The sequence below is a fragment of the Acidovorax bellezanensis genome (genome assembly GCF_025421555.1).
Taxonomy (GTDB): domain Bacteria; phylum Pseudomonadota; class Gammaproteobacteria; order Burkholderiales; family Burkholderiaceae_C; genus Comamonas; species Comamonas bellezanensis.
Genome location: NZ_JAODYH010000003.1, coordinates 848730 through 872331, shown reverse-complemented (window position 1 = coordinate 872331; position 23602 = coordinate 848730). Strand labels below are relative to the sequence as shown.

The 23602-nt window shown below is 65.9% G+C and carries 21 protein-coding genes; 5 read left to right on the top strand and 16 right to left on the bottom strand.

Going from position 1 to position 23602, the window contains the following annotated elements:
* Positions 1-50: 50 nt before the first annotated feature.
* The 6 genes from N0K08_RS07585 to N0K08_RS07560 all read right to left on the bottom strand — a co-directional run bounded on the left by N0K08_RS07585 (position 51) and on the right by N0K08_RS07560 (position 7147).
* Positions 51-893 (bottom strand): ABC transporter ATP-binding protein, encoded by an 843-nt coding sequence (locus tag N0K08_RS07585; protein WP_261499516.1) that lies wholly within the window; start codon positions 891-893, stop codon positions 51-53.
* 84 nt (positions 894-977) lie between these two features.
* On the bottom strand, positions 978-2291 hold the full coding sequence (locus N0K08_RS07580; protein ID WP_261499515.1) for an ABC transporter substrate-binding protein: 1314 nt from the start codon (positions 2289-2291) through the stop codon (positions 978-980).
* Between the two features lie 87 nt (positions 2292-2378).
* Positions 2379-3443: a branched-chain amino acid ABC transporter permease gene (locus tag N0K08_RS07575; protein ID WP_261499514.1), complete on the bottom strand. Its 1065-nt coding sequence runs from the start codon at positions 3441-3443 to the stop codon at positions 2379-2381.
* A 21-nt stretch (positions 3444-3464) separates the two neighbouring features.
* Positions 3465-4394 carry a branched-chain amino acid ABC transporter permease gene (locus N0K08_RS07570; RefSeq protein ID WP_261499513.1) on the bottom strand — a complete coding sequence of 310 codons (930 nt, stop codon included), beginning with the start codon at positions 4392-4394 and terminating at the stop codon, positions 3465-3467.
* A 35-nt stretch (positions 4395-4429) separates the two neighbouring features.
* On the bottom strand, positions 4430-5215 hold the full coding sequence (locus N0K08_RS07565) for an ABC transporter ATP-binding protein (RefSeq protein ID WP_261499512.1): 786 nt from the start codon (positions 5213-5215) through the stop codon (positions 4430-4432).
* Between the two features lie 9 nt (positions 5216-5224).
* Entirely contained in the window at positions 5225-7147 is a 1923-nt protein-coding gene (locus tag N0K08_RS07560; protein ID WP_261499511.1) for an AMP-dependent synthetase/ligase, read from the bottom strand.
* 229 nt (positions 7148-7376) lie between these two features.
* Between N0K08_RS07560 and N0K08_RS07555 the strand changes: the two genes are divergently transcribed.
* Together N0K08_RS07555 and N0K08_RS07550 are read left to right on the top strand one after the other, a co-directional pair.
* A complete protein-coding gene (locus tag N0K08_RS07555) occupies positions 7377-8105 on the top strand; it encodes a Crp/Fnr family transcriptional regulator (protein ID WP_261499509.1) in 729 nt (242 codons plus the stop codon).
* 159 nt (positions 8106-8264) lie between these two features.
* Positions 8265-10262, top strand: coding sequence for a pseudouridine synthase (locus N0K08_RS07550; RefSeq protein ID WP_261499508.1), 1998 nt, complete (start codon positions 8265-8267; stop codon positions 10260-10262).
* 82 nt (positions 10263-10344) lie between these two features.
* On the opposite strand, the gene N0K08_RS07545 is transcribed toward N0K08_RS07550, so the two are convergent.
* Both N0K08_RS07545 and N0K08_RS07540 read right to left on the bottom strand, forming a co-directional pair.
* Positions 10345-11004 carry a siderophore-interacting protein gene (locus tag N0K08_RS07545; protein ID WP_261499507.1) on the bottom strand — a complete coding sequence of 220 codons (660 nt, stop codon included), beginning with the start codon at positions 11002-11004 and terminating at the stop codon, positions 10345-10347.
* A 67-nt stretch (positions 11005-11071) separates the two neighbouring features.
* Positions 11072-12298, bottom strand: coding sequence for an arabinose transporter (locus N0K08_RS07540; protein WP_261499506.1), 1227 nt, complete (start codon positions 12296-12298; stop codon positions 11072-11074).
* Between the two features lie 87 nt (positions 12299-12385).
* Here N0K08_RS07540 and N0K08_RS07535 point away from each other — a divergent pair, with 87 nt between their 5' ends.
* Positions 12386-13006 (top strand): TetR/AcrR family transcriptional regulator, encoded by a 621-nt coding sequence (locus N0K08_RS07535; protein WP_261499505.1) that lies wholly within the window; start codon positions 12386-12388, stop codon positions 13004-13006.
* Between the two features lie 64 nt (positions 13007-13070).
* On the opposite strand, the gene aqpZ is transcribed toward N0K08_RS07535, so the two are convergent.
* On the bottom strand, positions 13071-13775 hold the full coding sequence (gene aqpZ / locus N0K08_RS07530; RefSeq protein ID WP_261499504.1) for an aquaporin Z: 705 nt from the start codon (positions 13773-13775) through the stop codon (positions 13071-13073).
* A gap of 231 nt (positions 13776-14006) precedes the next feature.
* Between aqpZ and htpG the strand changes: the two genes are divergently transcribed.
* Together htpG and N0K08_RS07520 are read left to right on the top strand one after the other, a co-directional pair.
* Positions 14007-16010: a molecular chaperone HtpG gene (htpG, locus tag N0K08_RS07525; protein WP_261499503.1), complete on the top strand. Its 2004-nt coding sequence runs from the start codon at positions 14007-14009 to the stop codon at positions 16008-16010.
* 166 nt (positions 16011-16176) lie between these two features.
* Entirely contained in the window at positions 16177-16626 is a 450-nt protein-coding gene (locus N0K08_RS07520; RefSeq protein ID WP_261499502.1) for a hypothetical protein, read from the top strand.
* 33 nt (positions 16627-16659) lie between these two features.
* Here the strand turns inward: N0K08_RS07520 and N0K08_RS07515 are convergent, their stop codons facing one another.
* Genes N0K08_RS07515 through N0K08_RS07485 form a run of 7 tightly spaced genes read right to left on the bottom strand, consistent with a single transcriptional unit; the run spans position 16660 to position 23363 of the window.
* Positions 16660-17643, bottom strand: coding sequence for a PDR/VanB family oxidoreductase (locus N0K08_RS07515; RefSeq protein ID WP_261499501.1), 984 nt, complete (start codon positions 17641-17643; stop codon positions 16660-16662).
* Positions 17630-18673: an aromatic ring-hydroxylating oxygenase subunit alpha gene (locus N0K08_RS07510; RefSeq protein WP_261499500.1), complete on the bottom strand. Its 1044-nt coding sequence runs from the start codon at positions 18671-18673 to the stop codon at positions 17630-17632. The genes N0K08_RS07515 and N0K08_RS07510 overlap by 14 nt, the downstream gene beginning before the upstream one ends.
* Before the next feature lie 50 nt (positions 18674-18723).
* Entirely contained in the window at positions 18724-19428 is a 705-nt protein-coding gene (locus tag N0K08_RS07505) for an ABC transporter ATP-binding protein (RefSeq protein ID WP_261499499.1), read from the bottom strand.
* Positions 19415-20224: an ABC transporter ATP-binding protein gene (locus N0K08_RS07500; RefSeq protein ID WP_261499498.1), complete on the bottom strand. Its 810-nt coding sequence runs from the start codon at positions 20222-20224 to the stop codon at positions 19415-19417. The genes N0K08_RS07505 and N0K08_RS07500 overlap by 14 nt, the downstream gene beginning before the upstream one ends.
* The gene (locus tag N0K08_RS07495) at positions 20221-21282 is read right to left on the bottom strand and encodes a branched-chain amino acid ABC transporter permease (protein WP_261499497.1); all 1062 of its coding nucleotides are present in this window, start codon (positions 21280-21282) and stop codon (positions 20221-20223) included. Before N0K08_RS07495 ends, N0K08_RS07500 begins: the two co-directional genes overlap by 4 nt.
* 2 nt (positions 21283-21284) lie before the next feature.
* Positions 21285-22157 (bottom strand): branched-chain amino acid ABC transporter permease, encoded by an 873-nt coding sequence (locus N0K08_RS07490; protein ID WP_261499496.1) that lies wholly within the window; start codon positions 22155-22157, stop codon positions 21285-21287.
* Between the two features lie 48 nt (positions 22158-22205).
* Positions 22206-23363, bottom strand: coding sequence for an ABC transporter substrate-binding protein (locus N0K08_RS07485; protein ID WP_261499495.1), 1158 nt, complete (start codon positions 23361-23363; stop codon positions 22206-22208).
* Between the last annotated feature and the right edge of the window lie 239 nt (positions 23364-23602).

Here is a 23602-nt window from a genome sequence, read left to right as displayed (position 1 = left end):
GAGGATTCCTTGGCTCCGGGAGGGCGCGGGGGTGAGCAGGGGGTGGTCCGTCAGGCCAGCCAGCGCTTGCGCCGCTTGTAGCTCTTGACGTCCTTGAAGCTTTTGCGTTCGCCTCCGCCCATGCCGAGGTAGAACTCCTTGACGTCTTCGTTGTTGGCCAGTTCAGCGGCCGGGCCGTCCATGACGATGCGGCCGCTTTCCATGATGTAGCCGTAGTCGGCATAGCGCAGGGCCATGCTGGTGTTCTGTTCCGCGAGCAGGAAAGTGACCTGCTCCTTGGTGTTCAAGTCCTTGACGATGTTGAACACCTCTTCGACGATTTGCGGCGCCAGGCCCATCGACGGCTCGTCGAGCAGCACCATGCGCGGGTTGCTCATCAGCGCCCGGCCGATGGCGCACATCTGCTGCTCGCCGCCCGAGGTGTAGGCGGCCTGCGAGTGGCGCCGGGTTTTCAGGCGCGGAAAGTAGTTGTAGACCTTCTCGAGGTTGGCGGAAATCTCGCCCGCATCCTTGCGCGTATAGGCGCCGGTCAGCAGGTTTTCCTCGATGCTCAGGTGGGCAAAGCAGTGCCGGCCTTCCATCACCTGGACAACGCCGCGCTGGACCAGGTCCGACGGCGTGAGGTTGGCGATCTGTTCGCCTTCGAGCTCGATCGAGCCCTTGGTGACTTCGCCGCGCTCGCCCTTGAGCAGGTTGGAGATGGCGCGCAGCGTGGTGGTCTTGCCAGCGCCGTTGCCGCCCAGCAGGGCGACGATGCTCTGGCGCGGCACCTGCAGCGACACGCCCTTGAGCACCAGGATCACATGGTTGTAGATGACCTCGATGCCGTTGACCACGAGCAGCGGTTCGGCAGTGGCAGCGGCGCCGGGCGTGGGGGCAGTAGTTTCAGACATGGGAACAGCCTCGCTGGGGAAATCGAAAAAATTGCATCCGCGCTGGCCAGGCGCCCTGGGGAGCCTGGCCAGCGCGCAGTGGCATCAGTTGCAGCTGCGTGGGGTGACGTTCTTTTCCTTGGCGTACTTGTCGGCGTACTCCTTGACCAGCGGCGCCACCATGGCCTGGTCCGCCTGGTACCAGTCGGAGACCACGTTCCACTTGCTTCCGTCCCACTGGGCGATGCGCGACCAGTCGGTGCCCAGGTGGTTGGTGCAGCTGGTCTTCACGGGACGCAGGATCTTGCCGAAGCCCAGGGCGTTGAGCTTTTCCTGGGTCAGGTTCAGGTTTTCCAGGCCCCAGCGCACTTGCTCGGGCGACATGACCTTGCCCTTGCCGTACTTTTCCTGGGCCGCGCGGATGGCTTCGACCTGCAGCATGGAGATCACCATGCCGCGGGTATGGGCCATCGCGCCCACGCTGGAAACATTCGAGGCCGTGCCCTGGCTCTTGTCGTAGACCATGGACTTGACGTCGTCATGCACCTTGTCGTGCTCGGCCGTGTTGTGGATGGTCACGGTGTTGTAGCCCTTGGCGCCGGCACCGATGTCCTTGACGTCATGGTCCGAGCCGGCCCACCAGATGGCGTAGATCTTTTCGCGCGCGAAATTGGTCGCCTGGGCTTCGCGGATGGCGGTGGGCGTCATCACGCCGGCCGACCACAGCAGCACATAGTCGGGGCGCTGCTGGCGCACTTGCAGCCAGGTGGATTTCTGCTCCACGCCGGGTGCCGTGACGGGCAGCAGCATCAGCTCGAAGCCTTCCTTGGCGGCGCGCTTTTGCAGCAGCGGAATCGGCTCCTTACCGTACGGCGAGTCGTGGTAGACCAGGGCGATCTTCTTGCCTTTGAGGCTGCCCTTTTCCTTCTTCAGGATGTCCTGGATCATGGAGTCGGCGGCGGTCCAGTAGTTGCCCAGCAGCGGGAAGTTCCACTCGAACACCGAGCCGTTGGCCGATTGCGACAGACCGTAGCCCATGGTGACGATGGAGCGCTTGTCGCCCGGCGCCTTGTCGCTGACGGCGAAGGTGATGCCGGTGGACTGCGGGTCGAAGCTCGCAGCGCCGCCATCCTTGTTCTTCAGACGTTCGTAGCACTCCACGCCCTTGGCCGTGTCGTAGGCGGTTTCGCATTCCTCGAAGGAAATCTTGACGCCGTTGACGCCGCCCTTGGCATTGACCAGCTTGAGGTAGTCCTGCTTGCCGTCGGCCCATGGAATGCCCAGCGGGGCGAACTGGCCGGTGCGGTAGACCAGCAGCGGAACGAACTGGTCCTGGGCCATGGCCGCGGGGGCTGCGACCAGCGCCCCGAATCCCAGGGCGGCAGTGGCCGCGGCGAGCGCAACTTTCTTGAACATCATGATTTGTCTCCTGTCAGGTTGAGGATAGGGATCACAAAAGGGCGGCGAACACTTCTGGCGAGTGCTTTCCAAGGCCCGGGCAACGGCTCAGTGCGGGAAAGGCCAGAGCCGCAGTTTCTGCTTGGCGGTGGACCACAGGCGGGCCAGGCCATGCGGTTCGACGATCAGGAAAAAGACGATCAGGGCACCGAAGATCATGTGCTCCAGATAGGTGGCGGTGGCCGTGGACAGCGGCAGTCCCAGCCAGTGCGGCACATTGGTCAGCACCAGCGGCAGCAGCACGAAGAACGCCGCGCCGAACAGGCTGCCCATGATGGAGCCCAGGCCGCCGATGATGATCATGAACAGCAGCTGGAACGAGCGGTCGATGCTGAACGCGGCCGGCTCCCAGGCGCCCAGGTGCACGAAGCCCCAGAGCGCGCCGGCGATGCCGACGATGAAGGAGCTGACGGCGAAGGCGCTGAGCTTGGCGTAGACCGGACGGATGCCGATCACCGACGCGGCCACGTCCATGTCGCGCATGGCCATCCAGTTGCGGCCGGTGGCGCTGCGCACCAGGTTCTTGGCCAGCAGGCCCAGCACGCACAGCAGGCCCAGGCACAGCAGGTATTTCTCGGCCGGCGTGTCAATGGTCCAGCCGGCGATGGCCAGCTTGCCGGCGCTGACCGAGCCCGACGAGGAGTGGTTGGTGACCCAGGGCGCACGGCTGGCCAGCCAGTCCATGAAGAACTGGGCGGCCAGCGTGGCCACGGCCAGGTACAGGCCTCGGATACGCAGGCTGGGCAGGCCGAAGACCACGCCGAACAGCATGGCGCACAGGCCGCCGCCGAGCAGCGACAGCAGCAAAGGCATGCCTTCGATGCGCACCTGCAGGTTGTAGGCGGCATAGGCGCCCACGGCCATGAAAGCGCCCGTGCCCAGGGAGATCTGGCCGCAGTAGCCGACCAGGATGTTGAGTCCCATCGCGGCCAGGGACATGATCAGAAAGGGGATCAGCACGGCCTGGAAGGTGTAGTCGCTGACGCCCAGCGGAATGGCGACGAAGGCCACCAGCAGCAGGATCAGTATGGCGATACGGTCCTGGGCAATCGGGAAGATTTGCTGGTCGGCGGCGTAAGTGGTCTTGAACTGACCGTTTTCACGATAGAACATGGGGAACTCCTGAAACGGTCGTCAAACGCGGTCGATGATCTTGTCGCCGAACAGACCTTGCGGGCGTACCAGCAGGAAGGCGAGGGCCAGGCCGTAGGCAAACCAGGTCTCTATGCCGCCGCCCACCATGGGGCCCAGATAGACCTCGGAGAGCTTTTCGCCGACGCCGATGATCAGGCCGCCGACGATCGCGCCGGGGATGGACGTCAGTCCGCCCAGGATCACCACCGGCAAGGCCTTGAGCGCCACCAGCGACAGCGAGAACTGCACGCCCAGCTTGGAGCCCCAGATGATGCCGACCACCAGGGCCACACCGCCGGCCACCGACCAGACGATGACCCAGATGCGCGACAAGGGGATGCCGATGGACTGGGCCGCCTGATGGTCGTCGGCGACGGCGCGCAGCGCCCGGCCGGTCTTGGTCTTCTGGAAGAACAGCGCCAGGCCCAGCACCAGCAGGGAGGCAATGCCGGCCGAGTACAGGTCTTCCAGGCTCACCAGCAGGCCGCCGGGGAACAGGCCGTCGAGGATGAAGATCGGGTCCTTGGGCATGCCCACGTCGATCTTGTAGACGGCGCTGCCGAACAGCAGCGGGCCCAGGCCGTCGAGCAGGTAGGCGATGCCCAGCGTGGCCATCAGCAAGGTGATGGGCTCCTGGTTGACCAGGTGGCGCAGTGCCAGCCGCTCGATCAGCCAGGCCACGCAGACCATCAGCGCCAGGGCGACGATGATGGCCAGCAGATTGCCCAGCATGCCGGGGGAGATGCCCAGCCATTGCGGAATCCATTCGGAAAAACGCGCCATGGCGAGGGCCGAGAACAGCACCATCGCGCCTTGCGCAAAGTTGAATACGCCAGAGGCCTTGAAGATCAGCACAAAGCCCAGCGCCACCAGGGCGTAGAGCATGCCGACCATCAGGCCGCCAAAAAGGGTTTCGAGAAAGAATGCCATGGGGCTTTGCTCCTGTGCGCTGAATGCGTGCGTGCTTAGTGCGCGTTGCCCAGATAGGCGCGGATGACGTCGGGATTGGCGCGCACGGCCAAGGGTTCTCCGTCGCCGATTTTCTTGCCGTAGTCGAGCACGACCACGCGGTCCGAGATGTCCATCACCACGCCCATGTCGTGCTCGATCAGCACGATGGTGGCGCCGTACTCGTCATTGACGTCGAGGATGAAGCGGCACATGTCCTGTTTCTCCTCGACGTTCATGCCGGCCATGGGCTCGTCGAGCAGCAGCACTTGCGGCTCCATGGCCAGGGCCCGGCCCAGGTCGACGCGCTTTTGCAGGCCGTAGGGCAGCTGGCCCACGGGCGTCTTGCGGTAGGCCTGGATCTCCAGGAAGTCGATGATGTGCTCGACGAATTCGCGATGCCGGGCTTCCTCGCGGGCCGCAGGGCCCACGTGCAGCGCCTGCATCAGCAGATTGCTTTTGATCTTCAGGTTGCGGCCGGTCATGATGTTGTCGATCACGCTCATGCCCTTGAACAGCGCCAGGTTCTGGAAGGTGCGGGCCACGCCCATCTCGGCCACCTGGCGGCTGTTCATGTGCGAGAAAGTCTGGCCGCGGAACGTGATGCTGCCGTCGGACGGCGTGTAGACACCGTTGATGCAGTTGAGCATGGAGCTTTTGCCGGCGCCGTTGGGGCCGATGATGGCGCGGATTTCATGCTCGCGGACATCGAAGGAGATGTCCGTGAGTGCCTTCACGCCGCCGAAGCGCAGGCTGAGGTTCTTGACGTCGAGAATGACGTCGCCAATGGATTGGGTGCGCATGCGTTTCCTTCAGGCCGGGGCAAAGGTCTTGGCGTCGAGCAACGCGAGCGTGGCGCTCAGGCTGCCCGTGCGTCCGTCTTCGAACTTGACCTGGGTGGTGATGAACTGCTCGGTGCGGCCGTCATACAGCGCATCGACCAGTACCGCGTATTTGTCGGCGATGAAGTTGCGGCGCACCTTGCGGGTGCGGGTCAGCTCGTCGTCGTCCGGGTCCAGTTCCTTGTGCAACACCAGAAAGCGCGCGATCTGGGTGCCGGCCATGCCGGCTTCGCGGGCCAGGTCGGCGTTGACCTGGGCGATGCAGTCGGCGATCAGCCCCTGCACCTGGGTCTTGGAGGTCAGGTCGACATAGCCGCCATAGGGCAGGCCCTGGCGTTCGGCCCAGTTGCCCACGGCTTCGTAGTCGATGTTGATGAAAGCGCAGACCTGGTCGCGCTTGTCGCCAAAGCACACGGCTTCCTTGATGTGCGAGAAGAACTTGAGCTTGTTCTCGATGTAGTTGGGCGCGAACATGGCGCCGGCATTGGTCTTGCCCACGTCCTTGGCGCGGTCGATGATGCGCAGGTGGCCGTCGGCGTCGATCACGCCGGCGTCGCCGGTGTGGAAGTAGCCCTGGTCGTCGATGACTTCGGCGGTCGCGTCGGGGCGCTTGTAGTACTCCTTGAGCACCGACACGCCCTTGACCAGCACTTCGCCGTTGTCGGCCAGCTTGAGCTCGATGCCGGGCGCGGCCTGGCCCACGCTGTCGAGCTTGACCTGGCCGTTGTGCTGGATGCAGACATAGGCGCAGGTCTCGGTCTGGCCGTAGAGCTGCTTGAGGTTGATGCCGATCGAGCGGAAGAAGCGGAACAGGTCGGGGCCGATGGCCGCGCCAGCGGTGTAGGCCACGCGGATGTGCGACAGGCCCATCACGTTGCGCAGGGGGCCGTAGATGGCGAAGTCGCCGAGGCGGTAGAGCACGCGGTCGAGGAAGCCCACGGGCTTGCCGTCGAGGATGTCCGAGCCGACACGCCGGGCCAGCTGCATGCATTGCTCGAACAGCCAGCGCTTGGGGGCTGCCGCGTCTTCCATGCGGATGGACACGGACGTCAGCATGCCTTCGAAGATGCGCGGCGGTGCGAAGTAGTAGGTCGGGCCGATTTCGCGCAGGTCGATGGACACCGTCGCCGCCGATTCGGGGCAGTTGATGGTGAAGCCCGCGACCAGCCACTGGGCCAGCGAAAACAGGTGGTCGCCGACCCAGGCCGGCGGCAGGTAGGAGATGACGTTGTCGCTGGCGTTGAGGCCGTCGACCTGCACGCCGCCCGCGGCCGATTGCACGAAGCTGGCGTGGGTCTGGCACACGCCCTTGGGCTTGCCCGTGGTGCCCGAGGTGTAGAGGATGACCGAGACGTCGCTGGGCTGCAGTTGGGCGAGGCCGGCTTCCCAGGCGCCGGGGTGGGCTGCATCCCAGGCAGCGCCGCGGGCGATCAGGTCGGCCGTGCTGATCAGGCCGGGCTGGTCGTAGTGGCGCAGACCGCGCGGGTCGTCATAAATGATGTGCTGGATGCCGGGCACGGTTTCGCGCACTTCGAGCAGCTTGTCGACCTGCTCCTGGTTTTCGGCGAACGCAAAAGCGATGTCGGCGTCCTGCAGCACGAACATCATTTCGCTGGCCACCGCGTCCTGGTAGAGCGGGATGGGCACGCCGCCCAGGCTTTGCACGGCGACAAAGCCCATGTAGACATGCGGGCGGTTGTCGCTGATCAGCGCCAGATTCTGGCCGCGGGTGAAACCCAGGGTGGAGAGGCCGCAGGCGAAGTGGCGCACTTCTTGTGCGACCTGCTGCCAACTCCAGGTCTGCCAGATGCCGTATTCCTTTTCCCGCAGCGCGGGTGCGCCCGGGCGTTCGGCGGCATGCTTGAGTAGCAAATGCGGGAACGTGGTGGTCATTCCGTTTCCTCTGATTGAGAACTTGCGTGGCCCGGCGGGTGCGGGAAGTGATCTTGCTTGGATTGAGGTCGATAGTACGAAGGGGTTTGACGCTTTTTTGTCTTGGCGATGACAATCCCGGGGAAACTCCTTAGCGGGTAAACGCGCTTTGCGCCAGTCCCTGAAAGCGTGAATGGCTGTGGGAAATCCCCGATCGGCAAGTCAGCCTGCGCGCGCCATGCTGTAGGTCATGAGCCATGACTTGTCCTTGCACCAGCGCCGCCGAGAACCCACACCCCAGGAATTGCGCAATATCCATTGGCTGGAAGTGCTCCAGCCGCACGAGCGGGCGCGCGCCGAGGCCGCGCTGCTGGTCGGTGACGCCCTGCCTGGCGATTACGTCTGCCGGGTCGGCCGCCCCGTGACCTACTGGTTCGGCCTGGTCGAAGGCCTGCTGAAAATCTGCGCCGACAACGAACAAGGCCAGACCGTGACGTTCACCGGCGTGCCGCCGGGCGGCTGGGTGGGCGAAGGCACGGCCATCAAGCGCGAGCCCTATCGCTACAACATCCAGGCGCTGCGCAAAAGCGTGGTCGCCGGTCTGCCGATAGACACTTTCCACTGGCTGCTCGACCATTCGCTGACATTCAACCGCTTCATGCTCGACCAGCTCAACGAGCGTCTGGGCCAGTTCATCGCCGCGCGCGAAATCGACCGCATGGGCAGCCCCGAAGTGCGCGTGGCGCGCAGCCTCGCGGCGTTCTTCAATCCCGTGCTCTACCCCGGCATGGGCCAGGTGTTGCGCATCACCCAGCAGGAGCTGGCCTATCTGGTGGGCCTGTCGCGCCAGCGGGTCAACGAGGCGCTGGCCAACCTGCAGGACCAGCAGGCGATACGCATCGAATACGGCGGCCTGCGGGTGCTGGACCTGGACGCGCTGCGTCGCACGCAGTTCACGGCGAATTCCCTGGCCGTCTGAGCGTGGATTGCCCCTTGCTGTGACTGGGCTAATGGTGCTGGGCACGGCCCGGCCGCCGGGGCCGGTTCAGAGGGCCGGGTACTGGTATGTACCCGCGCGGCCCTCGACAAACCTGTGTTACCAAGCAGCCGCAGGGCGGGGCGGCGACAATAGAGGCAAATGTCCTCTTCCCCATCTTCTCCTCGCACGCCTGCCTCCGGGTCGCGTGCCACCTTGCGCATCACTTCCACGCCGGCAGCGCCGGCAGCATCCGGTCCCCGCTCTGCGGGCGGCGGTGCAGGTGCTCGCACAGGCAAACCAGGTGGCAGCCGTGATGGCGCCGCCCGTTCTTCCGCGCCCTATGGCGATCGCCAGCGCGGCCCTTCGGGCGCTCCGCGCTTCGAACGCCGTGATGATGCGCGTGGCGGCCCACGCCAAGGCGGCCCAGGCCCGCGTGAAGGTGGTGGTCGTGAGGGCGGCTTCGGTCGTCCCGATGGCGCACCGCGTTTCGAGAGCCGCGGCGGCCCACGCCAGGATGGTCCGCGTTCCAGCGGTCCACGCGAAGGCGGCGGCTTCGGTCGTCCCGATGGCGCTCCGCGCTTCGAGAGCCGGGGCGGTCCACGCCAGGATGGTCCGCGTTCCAGTGGCCCCCGCGAAGGCGGCGGTCGCGAAGGTGGCGGCTTTGGTCGTCCCGACGGCGCTCCGCGCTTCGAGCGTCGCGATGATTTCCGTGGCGGTCCACGCCAGGACGGCCCACGTTCCAGCGGTCCACGCGAAGGTGGCGGTCGTGAAGGTGGCGGCTTCGGTCGTCCCGATGGCGCTCCGCGTTTCGAACGCCGTGACGGCCCTGGCCGCGATGATTTCCGTGGCGGCCCCCGCCAGGATGGCCCGCGTTCCAGCGGTCCGCGCGAAGGCGGTGGTCGTGAAGGCGGCGGCTTCGGTCGTCCCGACGGCGCTCCGCGCTTTGAGCGTCGTGATGATTTCCGAGGCGGCCCAAGCCGTGGCGCACCGCAAGGTGGCGGTCCACGTCAGGACGGCCCACGTTCCAGTGGTCCACGCGAAGGTGGCGGCCGTGAAGGCGGCGGCTTCGGTCGTCCCGACGGCGCTCCGCGCTTTGAACGCCGCGATGATTCCCGTGGCGCTCCGCGCCAGGATTCGCGCGACGGCGCACCGCGCTTCGAGCGCAGCGGCGGTGAAGACTGTCCGGGCAAGCCACGTGTCGACGACCGCCGCTCCGGTGGTGGTGATCGCCGTCCCGCGGGCCGTTTTGCCGGCCCCGGTGCCGACCGCAATGACCGCGGCGACGAAGCCCCGCGCCGTCCGTTCACCGGCATTCGCACCTACAACGTGCCCACGGGCGAAGAGGCGCGCAAGATTCCCGTGAAGCGCCCGCCGCAGCAGGCGACGGTGCAGGAATCCGCGCCCGGCTCGGTGCGCATCAACAAGCGCATGGCCGACATGGGCATGTGCTCGCGCCGCGAAGCCGACGACTGGGTCGAAAAAGGCTGGGTGCGTGTGAACGGCGAAGTCGCCGCCATGGGCGTGATGGTCATGCCGCTGGACCGCATCACGGTCGACGACGCCGCCAAGGGCTTGCAAGAGCAACAGGTCACCATCCTGATGCACAAGCCCATGGGCTATGTCAGCGGCCAGGCCGAAGACGGCCACACGCCGGCCATCGCCCTGCTGAGCCCGCAAACCCGCTGGAATCTGGATACCAGCGCCACGCGTTTCAACTTCTCGCAGCTCAAGGGCCTCGCGCCTTGCGGCCGCCTGGACATTGACTCCGTGGGCCTGCTGGTGCTGACCCAGGACGGCCGCGTGGCCCGCCAGCTCATCGGCGAAGACTCGGTGATGGAAAAGGAATACCTGGTGCGCGTGACCTACGGCGACGTGCAGATCAATGTCCAGGAGCAGTTCCCCGCCGACCAGCTGGCGCTGCTGTGCCATGGTCTGTCGCTCGACGACCAGCCGCTGCAGCCCGCCAAGGTGGACTGGCAGAACCCCGAGCAGCTGCGTTTCGTGCTGACCGAAGGCAAGAAGCGCCAGATCCGCCGCATGTGCGAACAGGTCGGCCTGAAAGTGGTGGGCCTCAAGCGCATCCGCATCGGCAATGTCGTGCTGGGCAACCTGCCCGCCGGCCAATGGCGTTACCTGGGCGCTGACGAGAGCTTCTGAGCGCCCTCGTCTGCCGCAACAAAAAGGAGCGCCCCGGCGCTCCTTTTTTCATTTCATCTTGCGCCGGCCACCGGCTTGCCGCTCAGGCATCCCGGTGGTCGGCCTCGCCGGCCTTCCAGTAGCCTTTGGCGCTCACGCGATGCCTTTCGAACTGGCGCTCCTGCAGATAGTGCATGCGCAGTGCGCGCACGGCCGCAGACTCGCCGGCGATCCACAGATAACCCGGACCCGGTGGCAAGGGACGGTACATCAGGTGTTGATGCAGCGCCATGCCCGGGGCCGCGCGCACGGTCAGCCATTGCACGCGCAGCGAGGCCGCGCTGGCGATGGCCTGTTGGTCCACCGCTTGCGGCATTTCCACATAGACCTTGGCCTTGAGTCCGGCCGGCAGGCTGCGTGCAATCGCCTGGATGGCCGGCAGCGCCGTCGCGTCGCCGGCCAGCATTGTCCAGCATGCGTCCTCGGGCAGCGCGAAACCACCGCTGCGCGGACCGGCGATGCCTATGCGTTCGCCGGCATGCGCCTGGCTCGCCCATGCCGATGCCGGGCCCGAGGTCGCATCGACGCCATGCAGCACGAAGTCCAGGTCCAGCGTCCTGGCCTGGTGGTCGATGCCGCTGATGGTGTAGGCCCGACCTTCGCCTGAAGGCAGGAAGACTTTGAGCCAGGCGGCAGGGGCTTCGATGCCATCGGCCTGCAGCAACGCGGCCACTTCGGAGCCGCCGACCGTGATGCGGCGCATGTGCGGTGTCAGTGTGCGCACTGCGATGACTTGCGCCAGCGCAGTCCTGGATTTCGGGCGCGCGGACTCAAGCATGCCGGCCCCCTTGTGGCGCGCTGGCGAGCAGCCGCACGGCCACCAGCGATGACATGGCCACGGCCAGCGCCCCGGCCAGGTAGACCGCATCCACGCCCCAGGCGCCGGCCATCGCGCCGGCCGCAGGCCCGGTGATGGCCAGTGAGATGTCCAGGAAGGCCACGTAGGCGCCCATGGCCGCGCCCCGGCTCTGGGGTGGTGCCCGGCGCACGGCTTCGACGCCAAAGCCCGGGAAGGCCAGCGAATAGCCGAACCCGGTCAGTGCCGCACCCAGGTAGGCCAGAGGGGCGCTGTCGGCCCCCCAGATCAGCAACTGCCCTATGGTTTCGATCGCCACGCAGACCAACGCGACGCGTGCGCCGCCCAGCTTGTCCGGCAGATGGCCGAACAGCATGCGCGCAGCGATGAAAGCCAGGCCAAAGCAGGTGAAGGCCAGCGAAGCATTGCCCCATTCCCTGGCCGCAAACAGCAGCGCGATGAAGACCGTGATCACGCCGAAGCCCACGCTGGACAGGGCCAGCCCCAGTCCGGGCATCCAGACGGCCCCCAGCACCTGATAGAACGGCGTGCGGAGCGTGGCGGTGGCAGCGACAGGGCGCAAGCCGGCAACCATCGCCAGGGCCAGCAGCCCAGTGAGCACGGTCGCCACGGCAATCCCGCCAAAGCCCCACTGCGCATGCACCGCCACTCCGGCGGGTGCACCGGCGGCGTAGGCGCCGTACATCGCCACGCCGATCCAGGCCATGACCTTGCCCGCGTTCTGCGGCCCGACCAGGCCCAGGCCCCAACTCAGCGCACCGGTCACCACCAGGCTCTCGGCGCAGCCGAGCAGCACCCGGCCGAGCAGCAAGACCGCGATCGACGCGGCGGGCGTGGCGACCAAGGCCAGCGAAGCCAGATAGGCCAGCCCCGAGCAGGCCGCGATCACCAGGCCCGAGATGACTGCGCGCCTGGCGCCTTGCGTGTCGGCCAGCGCCCCGGCCCAGGCGCGCGACAGCAGCGCCGCGGCGAACTGCGCGGCTATCACCACGCCGACCAGCAGCGTGCCCGCGCCGAGGGTGTCGTGCAGGTGCAGCGGGAGCACCGGCAGCGGCAGGCCTATGGTCAGAAAGCCGACGAACACCGCCAGCGCGATGGGCAGCAGCTGCCGAAAAACAGAGGCTTCGGCGGGCCTGTGCCCGGCCGCGCAAGGCGGCGCAGAGGAAGAATAGGAACGCATGGAGAACTCCAGAACACGAGCAATTGCTCAACAATGTCTAGAATATGAGCTATTACTCGCGTTGAAAACTCGCGTTCGGAGCCCCCCATGCCATCTCTGCCACAACCAAGAAGGACGCCGCGCCAGGCCCGATCCCAGGCGCTGGTGGAGGCCATTCTCGAAGCCACGGCTCGCGTTCTGGCCGAGCGAGGCTATGCCGGCACCAATACGAATCTGGTGGCCGAGCGTGCCGGCGTCAGCGTGGGCTCCGTCTACCAGTACTTCCCCAACAAGGATTCGCTGATCACCGCGCTGCACGAGCGCCATGCGGCGCAGATGTACACGGTCATCGACACCGTGCTGGCGAACAGCCAGCCGCGCACGCTGCGCGCGCACATCGCGGCCATGGTGCATGCGCTGCTTGCGGCGCACCGGGTGGAGCCGGAACTGCACCGCGTGCTGGAGAAGGAGTTCCCGTTCTTCGACGCGCCCAAGGACCAGAGTCCGGCGGACAACAGCATCCAGCAACGGGTGCGCCAATTGCTGGAACAGCATCGCGACGAGATCGCGCCGCGCAACCGCGATCTGGCCACCTGGGTGGTGCTGCAGACGCTCGATTCGCTGGTGCACGCGGCCGTGATCGATGCGCCGTCACAGTTCGCGCCCAGCGCGGTCGAACGCGCTATCGTGGAAGTGCTGATGGGCTACCTCGCCGGGGCCGCGCGCTAGGCGGGTCGAGGGCCTGAAAAAAAAAGAGCGCCGCGGCGCTCCATTTTTCCTGTCGGGACGAAGCTCAGGCTTCGTCGTTGCGCGCCAGCAGGCAGCGGTAGATCAGCGCGCCGATGGCTGCGCCGACCAGTGGTGCGACCCAGAACAGCCACAGCTGGTCCAGTGCAATGCCGGGGCCGAACAGCGCCGGGCCGGTGCTGCGCGCGGGGTTGACCGACGTGTTGGTCACGGGAATCGAGATCAGGTGGATCAGCGTCAGGCACAGGCCGATGGCCAGGCCGCCAAAGCCGGCAGCGGCATGCTTGGCGGTGGCGCCCAGGATGACGATCAGGAACACGGCGGTAAGCACCACTTCGATGATCAGGGCCGAGACCAGACCATAGCCTGCGGGCGAGGCCGCACCGTAGCCGTTGGTGGCAAAACCGCCGATGCTGGCGCCGGGCTTGCCGGTGGCGATGCAATACAGCAGGGCAGCCGCGGCCACGGCGCCCAGCACCTGGGCGATCACATAGCCGGGCAGCTCGGCGGCCTTGAAGCGGCCGCCCACCACCAGGCCCAGCGACACGGCCGGGTTGAAATGGCCGCCGGAAATCGGCCCTAGCGCATAGGCGCCGGTGAGCACGGTGAGACCGAAAGCCAGCGCGACCCCGGCCCAGCCTATGCCGACTTCGGGAAAGGCCGCGGCCAGCACGGCACTGCCGCAGCCGCCGAAAGTCAGCCAGAACGTGCCGATGAATTCGGCCGACCATTTGTTCAGATTGCTGTGCATCTTGATCCCCCACGGAGGTCAAACTGCCGGAATCGGCGCCCGGACATTGCGCGCCGCCCGGCGTATTCGGACAGCGTCAAAGTTATATCCGTAATGAGGGTGTAAGTGGCGTAGGCAATTGTCAGGCATCGACAAACGGTAGCTGCGCCGCCTGGCTTGATAATTGCCGGTCAGGCCTTACATGCCACTGGTCTGTAGTCCGTATCTTGCAAAAAATCCATTTCCAATCCTATGAGCAAGCAAACCCATTCCTTCCAGGCCGAAGTGGCCCAGCTTTTGCACCTGGTCACGCACGCGCTGTATTCCAACAAGGAAATCTTCTTGCGCGAGCTGGTTTCGAATGCTTCCGACGCCTGCGACAAGCTGCGCTTCGAAGCGCTGAACAACACGGCGCTGTATGAAGACCAGCCCCAGCTCGAAGTGCGGGTCTCGTTCGACCAGGACGCGCGCACCCTGACCATTGCCGACAACGGCATAGGCATGAGCCAGCAGGAAGCCATCGACCACCTGGGCACGATTGCCAAGAGCGGCACCAAGGACTTCATGCGCAAGCTCTCGGGCGACCAGCAGTCCGACGCCCAGCTCATCGGCCAGTTCGGCGTGGGCTTTTACTCGGGCTACATCGTGGCCGACAAGATCACGGTGGAATCGCGCCGTGCCGGCCTGCCCGCCGAAGAAGGCGTGCGCTGGGTCAGCGGCGGTACGGGCGACTTCGAAGTCGAGCAGATCACGCGCGCCCAGCGCGGCACGTCCGTCACTCTGCACCTGCGCGAAGATGCCGAGGAATACCTCAACGCCTGGAAGCTCAAGCAGATCATCGGCAAGTATTCCGACCACATCAGCCTGCCCATCCTGATGGAAAAGGAAGAGTGGAAAGACGGCGAACTGCTGGTGCCCGGCGATGAAAACGGCGGTCGCCAGCCCGGCGGCATGGTCAAGACCGGCGAGTGGGAAACCGTCAACCAGGCCAGCGCCCTGTGGACCCGCCCCAAGAAGGACATCTCTGAAGCGCAGTACCAGGAGTTCTACCGCGCCATCAGCCACGATTCGGAAAGTCCGCTGACCTGGGCGCACAACCGCGTCGAAGGCAATACCGAGTACACCCAGCTGCTGTTCATCCCGGCCAAGGCCCCGTTCGACCTCTGGAACCGTGACAAGAAAACGGGCGTGAAGCTGTACGTCAAGCGCGTCTTCATCATGGACGACGCCGAAGCCCTGCTGCCCAGCTACCTGCGCTTCGTCAAGGGCGTGATCGACTCGGCCGACCTGCCGCTCAACGTCAGCCGCGAGCTGCTGCAGGAAAGTCGCGACGTGAAGCTGATCCGCGAAGGCTCGACCAAGCGCGTGCTGTCCATGCTCGAAGATCTGGCCAAGCACGACCAGCATCCGGCGGCTGTGGACGCCGCGGCGGCCGATGCCGACGGCGCGGCAGCCGATGCTGTGACCGACGTGGTCAGCGAAGACGACAAGGCCAAGGAAGGCAAGTACAGCCAGTTCTACGCCGAGTTCGGCGCCGTGCTCAAGGAAGGCCTGGGCGAGGACTTCGCCAACCGCGAGCGCCTGGCCAAGCTGCTGCGCTTTGCCTCGACCACCAGCGATGCCGCGACCGTGTCGTTTGCCGACTACAAGGCCCGCATGAAGCCGGGCCAGGAAACGATTTACTACATCACGGCCGACACCCTGGCCGCGGCCAAGAACAGCCCGCAGCTCGAAGTCTTCAAGAAAAAGGGCATCGAAGTGCTCTTGATGACCGACCGCGTCGACGAGTGGGCGCTGAACTACCTGACCGAATTCGACGGCACGCCTTTGCAGTCCGTGGCCAAGGGTGCAGTCGATCTGGGCGACCTGCAGGACGAAGCCGAAAAGAAGGCCGCGGAAGAAGCGGCTGAAACTTTCAAGCCCCTGCTGGCCAAGCTCAAGGAAGCGCTCAAGGACAAGGCCGACGACGTGCGCGTGACCACGCGCCTGGTCGATTCGCCCGCTTGCCTGGTGGTCAAGGACGACGCCATGAGCAACCAGCTCGCACGCCTGCTCAAGCAGGCCGGCCAGGCCGCACCCGCGTCCAAGCCCGTGCTGGAAGTCAATGCCGAGCACCCGCTGGTCAAGAAGCTCGAGGGCTCGGTGCACTTCCATGACCTGGCCCACATCCTGTTCGACCAGGCCCTGCTGGCCGAAGGCGGCCTGCCGGAAGATCCAGCTGCCTACGTCAAGCGGGTGAACGCACTGCTGGTCTAAGCGGCTGGCAGTGGGCGGCTGAGCCGCCCGCGATTTTCTGCCAATCCCCTGCGCCTGTGGGCCAGGGGATTTTTTGCGTCTGAGGGCTTTTCACGGCAAGTCTCGCCAAGCCGTGCACCTGGAAAGGGATACCTGCCGGGACTTCCACCTGCGGCACAATGACTCCATGGACAAACACAGCAGCATCCGGCGTCACGCCGCCCGTCTCGCGGGCGTGGCAGCCCTGTTGGCCGGCCTCGCCGGCTGCAACTCCATGGGTGTGGGCATTGGCATTCCGGTCGGCCCTTTGTCGGTCGGCGTGGGCATGGGCAGCGGTGGCCCGAGCCTGGGCGTGGGCACGGGCTGGGGGCCGCTGGGCGTAGGCGTGGGCGTGCAGTCCGGCGGTCAGGTCACGGGCCACGCGGGTGTGGGCGTGTCGGCGCCCGTGGGCGCGGCTTCGGTCGGCGTCGGCGTGGGCCGTTCCACCGTGCTGCATGACCCGAATGCGAATTCGAATGCACCGGTGCAGCCCGTGCCGGAAGCGGCCCCGGCGCCAGGCGCCGTGCGCCAATGGCAGGACGCCCAGGGCCGGGTCGTGCCCGAGTGCCAGACGCGCGGCGGCTGCGGCCCGCGCTGATGCCGGCCTGGCCGCGAAGGCCAGGTGCAGCGTTCAGATGTCCAGCACCAGGCGCTCGCCCTGGCTGCGGGAGCAGCAGATCATGATGGTCTTCTCGCGCGCATGCTCCTGCGGCGTGCGCACCGTGTCGAGGTGCTGGGGCTGGCCTTCGAGGCAGATGACTTCGCAGGCACCGCAAACGCCCTGCTCGCAGGAATACATCACATCCAGCCCGCGGGTCTTGAGCACTTCCAGAATGGTCTCGTCCGGCCCCACGGGAACGCGCATTCCCGAGCGCGCCAGCACGACCTCGAACCCGGCCGCCATTGCAGTGCCCGCATCGCTGCGCCCCGGCGCCGCAAAGCGCTCCATGTACAGCCGGCCGCTGCGCTGGCTCGCATCCATGGCCGCGAGTTCGTCGAGCATGGGCTGCGGGCCGCAGGCGTAGACATCGCAGTCGGTGCGCGCGGCGGCGACCACCTGTGCGGCGCGCGGTGACTGCGGGCCATCGGCCGCGGGCGACAGGTGCAGCTGCACGCGCGCGTCGTTGCGCAGCTGATCGGCAAACAGCATCCGGGCTGGCGACCGGCCCCAGTAGTGCAAGGCAAACGCGCGTCCCTGGGCCTCGAGCGCGTGCATCATCGCGTAGACCGGCGTGATGCCTATGCCGCCGGCGAGCAGCAGCACCGGCGCCTGTTGGCCGTTGTCGTCGCGCAGTGCGAAATGGTTGCGCGGCGCTGATATCTCCAGCGCCATGCCGACACGCGCCTCCTCGTGCAGCCAATGCGAGCCGCCGCGGCCCGCGCGGTCGCGCTTGACGGCGATCAGATAGCCTTCGGGCCCGGACGAAGGCAGCAGCGAATACTGCCGCACCAGGCCGTTGGGCAGGTGCAGGTCGACATGCGCGCCGGCCTGCACGGGCGGAAAGCCCGGTGCGTCCAGCGGCACCAGCTGGTAGTGGCAGATGTCCTCGCAGCCATGCTGGATGGCCTGCAGCCGTGACCGCAGCCTGGTCGCGGTGGGCTCAGACCGTGCCATACATCACACCCATGTCGTGCAGCCACTTGCGGTATTTCTGGCCCAGCAGGTCGGAGCGGTGGTGCAGTTCCTGGCGCAGGTCGACCGGAATGCGTTCCGGGCGCTGGGTGTCGACGATGGCGCTGTCCTGCGCATAGACCAGATCCTGGCGGCGGCGCACTTCGGCATCCGTAGGCTGGGGATCGAAATTCATGGCGCAGCAGATGCGGATGATGCTGTGGGTCGCGTCGACCTGCTGCGCGGTGAAGAAAGTGCAGAAGCGATCGTTGTCGCTGCCCAGGTGGGCATGCTGCGGGTCGGAGATCACTACCCGTTTCTTGAAGTAGGCGACCAGCGGGCGCAGACACTTGTAGGCGTAGTGGGCGATCACCGGGATCTCGCGCGGGTCGCCATAGGGCTGCGTGACCTGGATTTCCGAGGTGCTGAGAACGCCGTCTTCGAGCTTGACCTGGTAGGCCGGGATGGGATCGGGCAGGTCCATGATGCCGTTGACGCCGGCATGGACGAAAGGAAAGTGCGTAGGGTCGATGAAGTTTTCCAGCGCGCGGTAGCCGGAGCGGAAGTGGTAGGGGCCGCAGACCACTTTCTTGTAGCTCGGGTCATCCCACTCGGGAAAGCTGGGGATGTCCTGCGCGGGCTCGCCCAGGCAGGCCCAGACCAGGCCATAGGCTTCCTTGGTGTGGTGCTGCAGCGCCTTGGCCTTGGCCATGGGTTTTTCGGTGGGCGCCGCGGGCATCAGCACGCACTGGGCCGTGGCGTCGTAGTTCCACCCATGGTAGGGGCAGACGACACGGTTGTTCTGGATGAAGCCCTTGGACAGGCGCGCGCCGCGGTGGATGCAAAGATCTTCCCAGACATGGGCGACGCCGTCGTCGTCACGCCAGCCCACCAGCTCGCGCTCGAATAGCGTGATGGGCACCAGTTTGCCGGGCGTGATCTCTTCCGATGTGGCCACGACATGCCAATCGTTGAGCAGTACGGGTTCGATGACGGGTTCGTCGAGGGTCCGGGATGGGGCGGGACAGTTCATCATGGTTCCTTGTTCAATGGGCGTTATGAGGAGGGGAGAAGGGCGTGCGCTCAGCCGCCGAGGTAGGACTTGCGAATGGTTTCGTTGGCCAGCATGTCGGCGGCATTGCCGCAAGTGACGATGCGTCCGTTCTCCAGCAGATAAGCGCGGTCGCACATTCCCAGCGCGGCGTAGGCGTTCTGCTCGACCAGCAGCACCGTCGTGCCTTCGCGCCGGACTTCGAGGATCAACTCGAAGATCATCTGCACGATGTTGGGCGCCAGCCCCAGCGAGGGCTCGTCGAACATGGCCAGGCGCGGGCGCGCCATCAGCGCGCGCGCAATCGCCAGCATTTGCTGCTCGCCGCCCGACAGCGTGCCGGCCGCCTGGCCGCTGCGCTCGCGCAGGCGCGGGAAGCGGTCGAACATGCGTTCCATGTCCGTGCGCACGCGCTGCCGGTCGAGGCGGCGGTAGGCGCCCATTTCCAGGTTCTCGCGCACGCTCAGCTGGGGAAAGACGCGCCGGCCTTCGGGGCAGTGGGCAATGCCGCGCTCGATGATCTCGGCCGGCATGGCGCCGCCGATGTCGTGGCCGTCGAAAGTGATGCGGCCGGTGGTCAGCGGCTCGAGCCCGCTGATGGCGCGCAGGGAGGTGGACTTGCCGGCGCCGTTGGCGCCGATCAGGGTCACGAGCTCGCCTTCGCGCACTTCCAGCGATATGCGATCCACACCCAGGGTTGCGCCGTAGCGCACGCTGATGTTTTCAAGCTTTAGCACGTTCAATCCCCGTTCCAAGGTATGCGCGAATGACGTCGGGGTTTTGCTGGATGGCCTGGGGCGCGCCCGTGGCGATCAGCTTGCCGTGGTTCAGCACGATGATGTGATCGGAGATCGACATCACCATGTGCATGTCGTGCTCGACCAGCAAGATGGTCACGCCCCGGTCGCGAATCCGGCGCACCATGTGCTTGAAGGCTTCGGTCTCCGACGGGTTCAGGCCCGCGGCCGGCTCGTCGAGCAGCAGCACCCGCGGTTGCGCGGCCAGGGCCAGCCCCACGCCCAGCAGGCGTTGCTCGCCATAGGAGAGCCCGTTGGCCAATTCCTGGGCACGGGCGCGCAAGCCGACGAACTCCAGGATCTCGTGGGCTTCGGCGCGCAGCCTTTGCTCTTCCTGGCGGAAGGCGCCGCCGCGCAGCAAGGCCTGGAGCACGCCCCCGCGGCCGCGCAGATGCAGGCCCGTGAGGATGTTGTCGAACACCGTGCAGCCGGCGAACACGCTCGTGCGCTGAAAGCTGCGCACCAGACCGCGCTGGGCAATGCGGTCCGGCGACAGACCCGTCACGTCCTCACCAAACAGCCGGACCCGGCCGGACGTGGCGCGCATATAGCCCGAAATCACATTGAATGTCGTGGTCTTGCCGGCACCGTTGGGGCCGATGAGACTCACGATCTGTCCGGCGGTGACGCTGAAGCTCAGCTGGTCCACGGCCGTCAGGCCGGAGATCTGCATGGTCACCTCTTCGAGCCGCAGAACTTCCTCGGGTGTGGTCACCGCTTTGGCATGGGAGTTCATACGCCCTCCTTGGCGACGGCCGCGTCGGGAACGGGTGTGGATTGCCGTGTGCTGCTTGCGTGGCGCGCAGGTTTGCGGGCCAGTGCCGGCACGATCCCGCGCGGCATGAAGACCAGGATCACGACCATCAGCGCCCCGTACAGCATCCATTGGACTTCGGGCGCGAGCCAGCCGCGCAGCAGCTCGGGCAGCAAGCCGAACAGCAGGCCGCCGATGACCGGGCCCGACAGCGTTCCCTTGCCGCCGACGATGACCATGATGACCATGGTGATCGTGAACATGAACATGAAGACGTCGGGGTCGATGATGCGCACGGTGTGGGCGTAGAGGCCTCCGGCCGCACCCGCGATCGCGGCCGCACCGACTGCGGCGATGCGCAGGTAGTGCGTGACGGGAATGCCCATGGAGCGCGCTAGGGTCTCGTTCTCGCGCAGCGCAATCATTGCCCGGCCGACGCGGCTGTGGACCAGCGCCGCGACCAGCAGATACGACAGCAGCGCCACCGCCAGCACCAGCCAGTAGGTGCTGGCCTTGCTGACGAGATCGATCACGCCCGCACCGGGCACCCAGAAGGTCAGCGCCGGAATGTTGTTGAGCGCCATCGGCCCCTCGGTCAGGTCGACCCAGTTGACTGCCACCATGCGCATGACCTGCGCGAAGCTGATGGTCACGATCACGAAGTAGGCGCCGCGCACGCGAAACGCCAGTTGCCCGATCAGCCAGCCGAACAGCCCGGCCAGCGCGACGGCGCTGGCGAAGGCCAGCCACACCGGCTGGGGCGCGACCACCCAGGGCTGGTCCAGCCCGGGCAGGGACAGGTCAAACCCCAGGGACAGCAAGGCGGTCGCATAGGCGCCGACGCCGAAGAAGGCCACATGTCCCAGGCTCAGTTGCCCGGTGTAGCCCAGCAGCAGGTTCAGGCTGATGGCCGCGATGATGAAGATGCCCGCGGAGGCGACCACGGACAGCACATAGGGGTCAGGCCACCAGAGGGGCAAGGCCGCGAGCACCACGGCCACGCCGATGAAGGTCAAAGTAGAAGATTGGGAAGCATTCATGGTCAACCCACCCGTTCCTTGGAAGTGAACAAGCCCTGGGGACGCAGGACCATGACGATCAGGATCACCAGGAAGCCAATGGCGTCACGGTAGGCCGTGGAGATGTATCCGGCGCCGAACTCCTCGATCAAGGCCAGCGCGAAGCCGCCCAGCGTTGCGCCGAGCAGGTTGCCAAGGCCGCCGAGAATCACGATGGCGAAGGCCTTGAGGCTGGCCAGGTCGCCCATGGTCGGGTTGACCACGAACACCGGTGCCAGCAAGGCCCCGGCCACGGCGGCAAGGCAGGAGCCGAGCGCGAACGTCAGCGTGTAGATGCGCGAGACATTCACGCCGACGATCTTGGCCGCGTCCCTGTCCTGGAAGGTGGCGCGCATCGCCAGTCCCAGGCGCGAACGTTCGATCAGCAGGTAGAACGACACCAGCAGCACCAGCGCCGTGCCCAGCACGAACAGCCGGATCGGCGACACCGACACCGCGCCCAGCACAATGGGCTCCTGCGAGAACGGCGACGGCACGGCCTTGGCGACCCCGCCCCAGAGCAGCAGCTCGGCGTTCTGCAGCACGATCATCACGCCGATCATGATCAGCATGACCTCGTCCATCGCGGCCAGATTGCGCCGGCGCAGCAGCATCCATTCGATCAATGCGCCTATGGCCAGGCCGGCCACCGCGGCCACGAGCACCGAGCCGAAGTAATTCAGCCCGAGTACGGAAACAAAGCCATAGGCGACGTAGGCGCCCAGGGTGTACAGCTCGCCGTGCGCCATGTTGACCACCTTCATGATGCCGAAGATCAGCGTCAAGCCAATCCCCAGCAGCGCATAGGTGGACCCCTGCACGAGGCCGTTCAGTAGATGTTGGAAGAATTGATCCACGATGTGCTCCGCAGGCCGCAGCAGCTGCGGCCGTGCAATGGACGTTGCTTACTTGACCTGGACCTTGCCGTCCTTGAGCTCGACGACATAGACGCTGGCCTCGTTCTGGCCGCTTTCCTTGCCGGCCGGGCCGTCTTTCGCGAAGGCGATGTCGCCGTTGACGCCCTTGACCTTGACTTTCCACAGCGCGTCGCGAATGGCCGCGGGCTCGGCCTTGCCGGCAATGCGGATCGCCTCGGCGATGGTCAGGATCGCGTCGTAGCCGCGAAAGCCTTCGGACTGGCCGGGCAGGTCCCACTTGCGTTCGGTCCATGCGTCGGCGAACTCCTTGGCCACTTCAGGGTACTTGGCGCGCGTCAGATCCCAGGGCGCGAAGAACAGCAGGTGCTGGCTGGCATAGCCCTTGGGACCCGGCGTCTTGAGCAGGGGCTCTGGGAAGGAGCCGCCCGTGGTGATGATGCGTTGCGCCAGGCGCTGCTCACCGGCCTGGCGAATGGCCAGCGTCAGCTGCTCGATGCCGGACGTCACGATCAGCGTGTCCGCGCCGGTGTTCTTCAGCGCGGCCAGTTGCGCCGACAGGTCGGTGGCATCGGGCGCCATGGTTTCGGCACGGCCCACGGTCACGCCCTTGGCTTCGAGCATCTTCTTGAAGGCGGCTGTGGCGCCCAGGCCCCAGTCGTTGTTGACCGACAGGAAGTCGACTTTCTTGATCGCCGGGGAGAAGCTGTCGAGCTGCTTGCCAAAGGCCAGCGACTCCATCGACGAGGTGGGGCTGATGCGGAAGATCCACGGATTGCCCGCGGTCGTGATCTTGCCCGACGATGCGGTCTCGACCACCATGGGCACGCCGTACTCCACCAGCTTTGGCATCACTGCGAGCGTGAAGGTGGAACTCCAGGCGCCCATCATCACCGGCACCTTGTCCTTGAGAATGAGTTTTTCCGCCGAGTTCACGGCTTCGCGCGGGTTCGACTTGTTGTCCTCGATGACGAGTTCCAGCTTCTTGCCGAGCACGCCGCCCTTGCGGTTGATGACCTCCGCGGCAATGCGCGCGCCATTGGTGACATAGGTTCCGGAGGCCGCGACCGATCCGGTCAGGGGCATGGTCACACCAATCTTGATGGTGTCCTGCGCGAAGGCCTGGGCGGCCGTTGTCGCCAGAGCCGCGGTGGCCAGCAAAGTGCGCAAGTTCTGGGTAATCATCATGGACGGTTCCTTGGTAGCAGTGACTTGACGAAAGGGCTGACCGCCATCAGCGGCGCAGCACTCGATTCACATAAGTGGTACACCACATATATCGCCAGGAATCGCCTTGGTGAAACCGTCGGCATGACGGCAGGCGCTCCCAGGTTGGCATACGTCGTATCCCCACGCATTCGCAGCCGTTTGGCAGGCTGCTTATCCGGTCAAAGCAACAGTCGTGCCACATTTTCCAAGAGCGCATC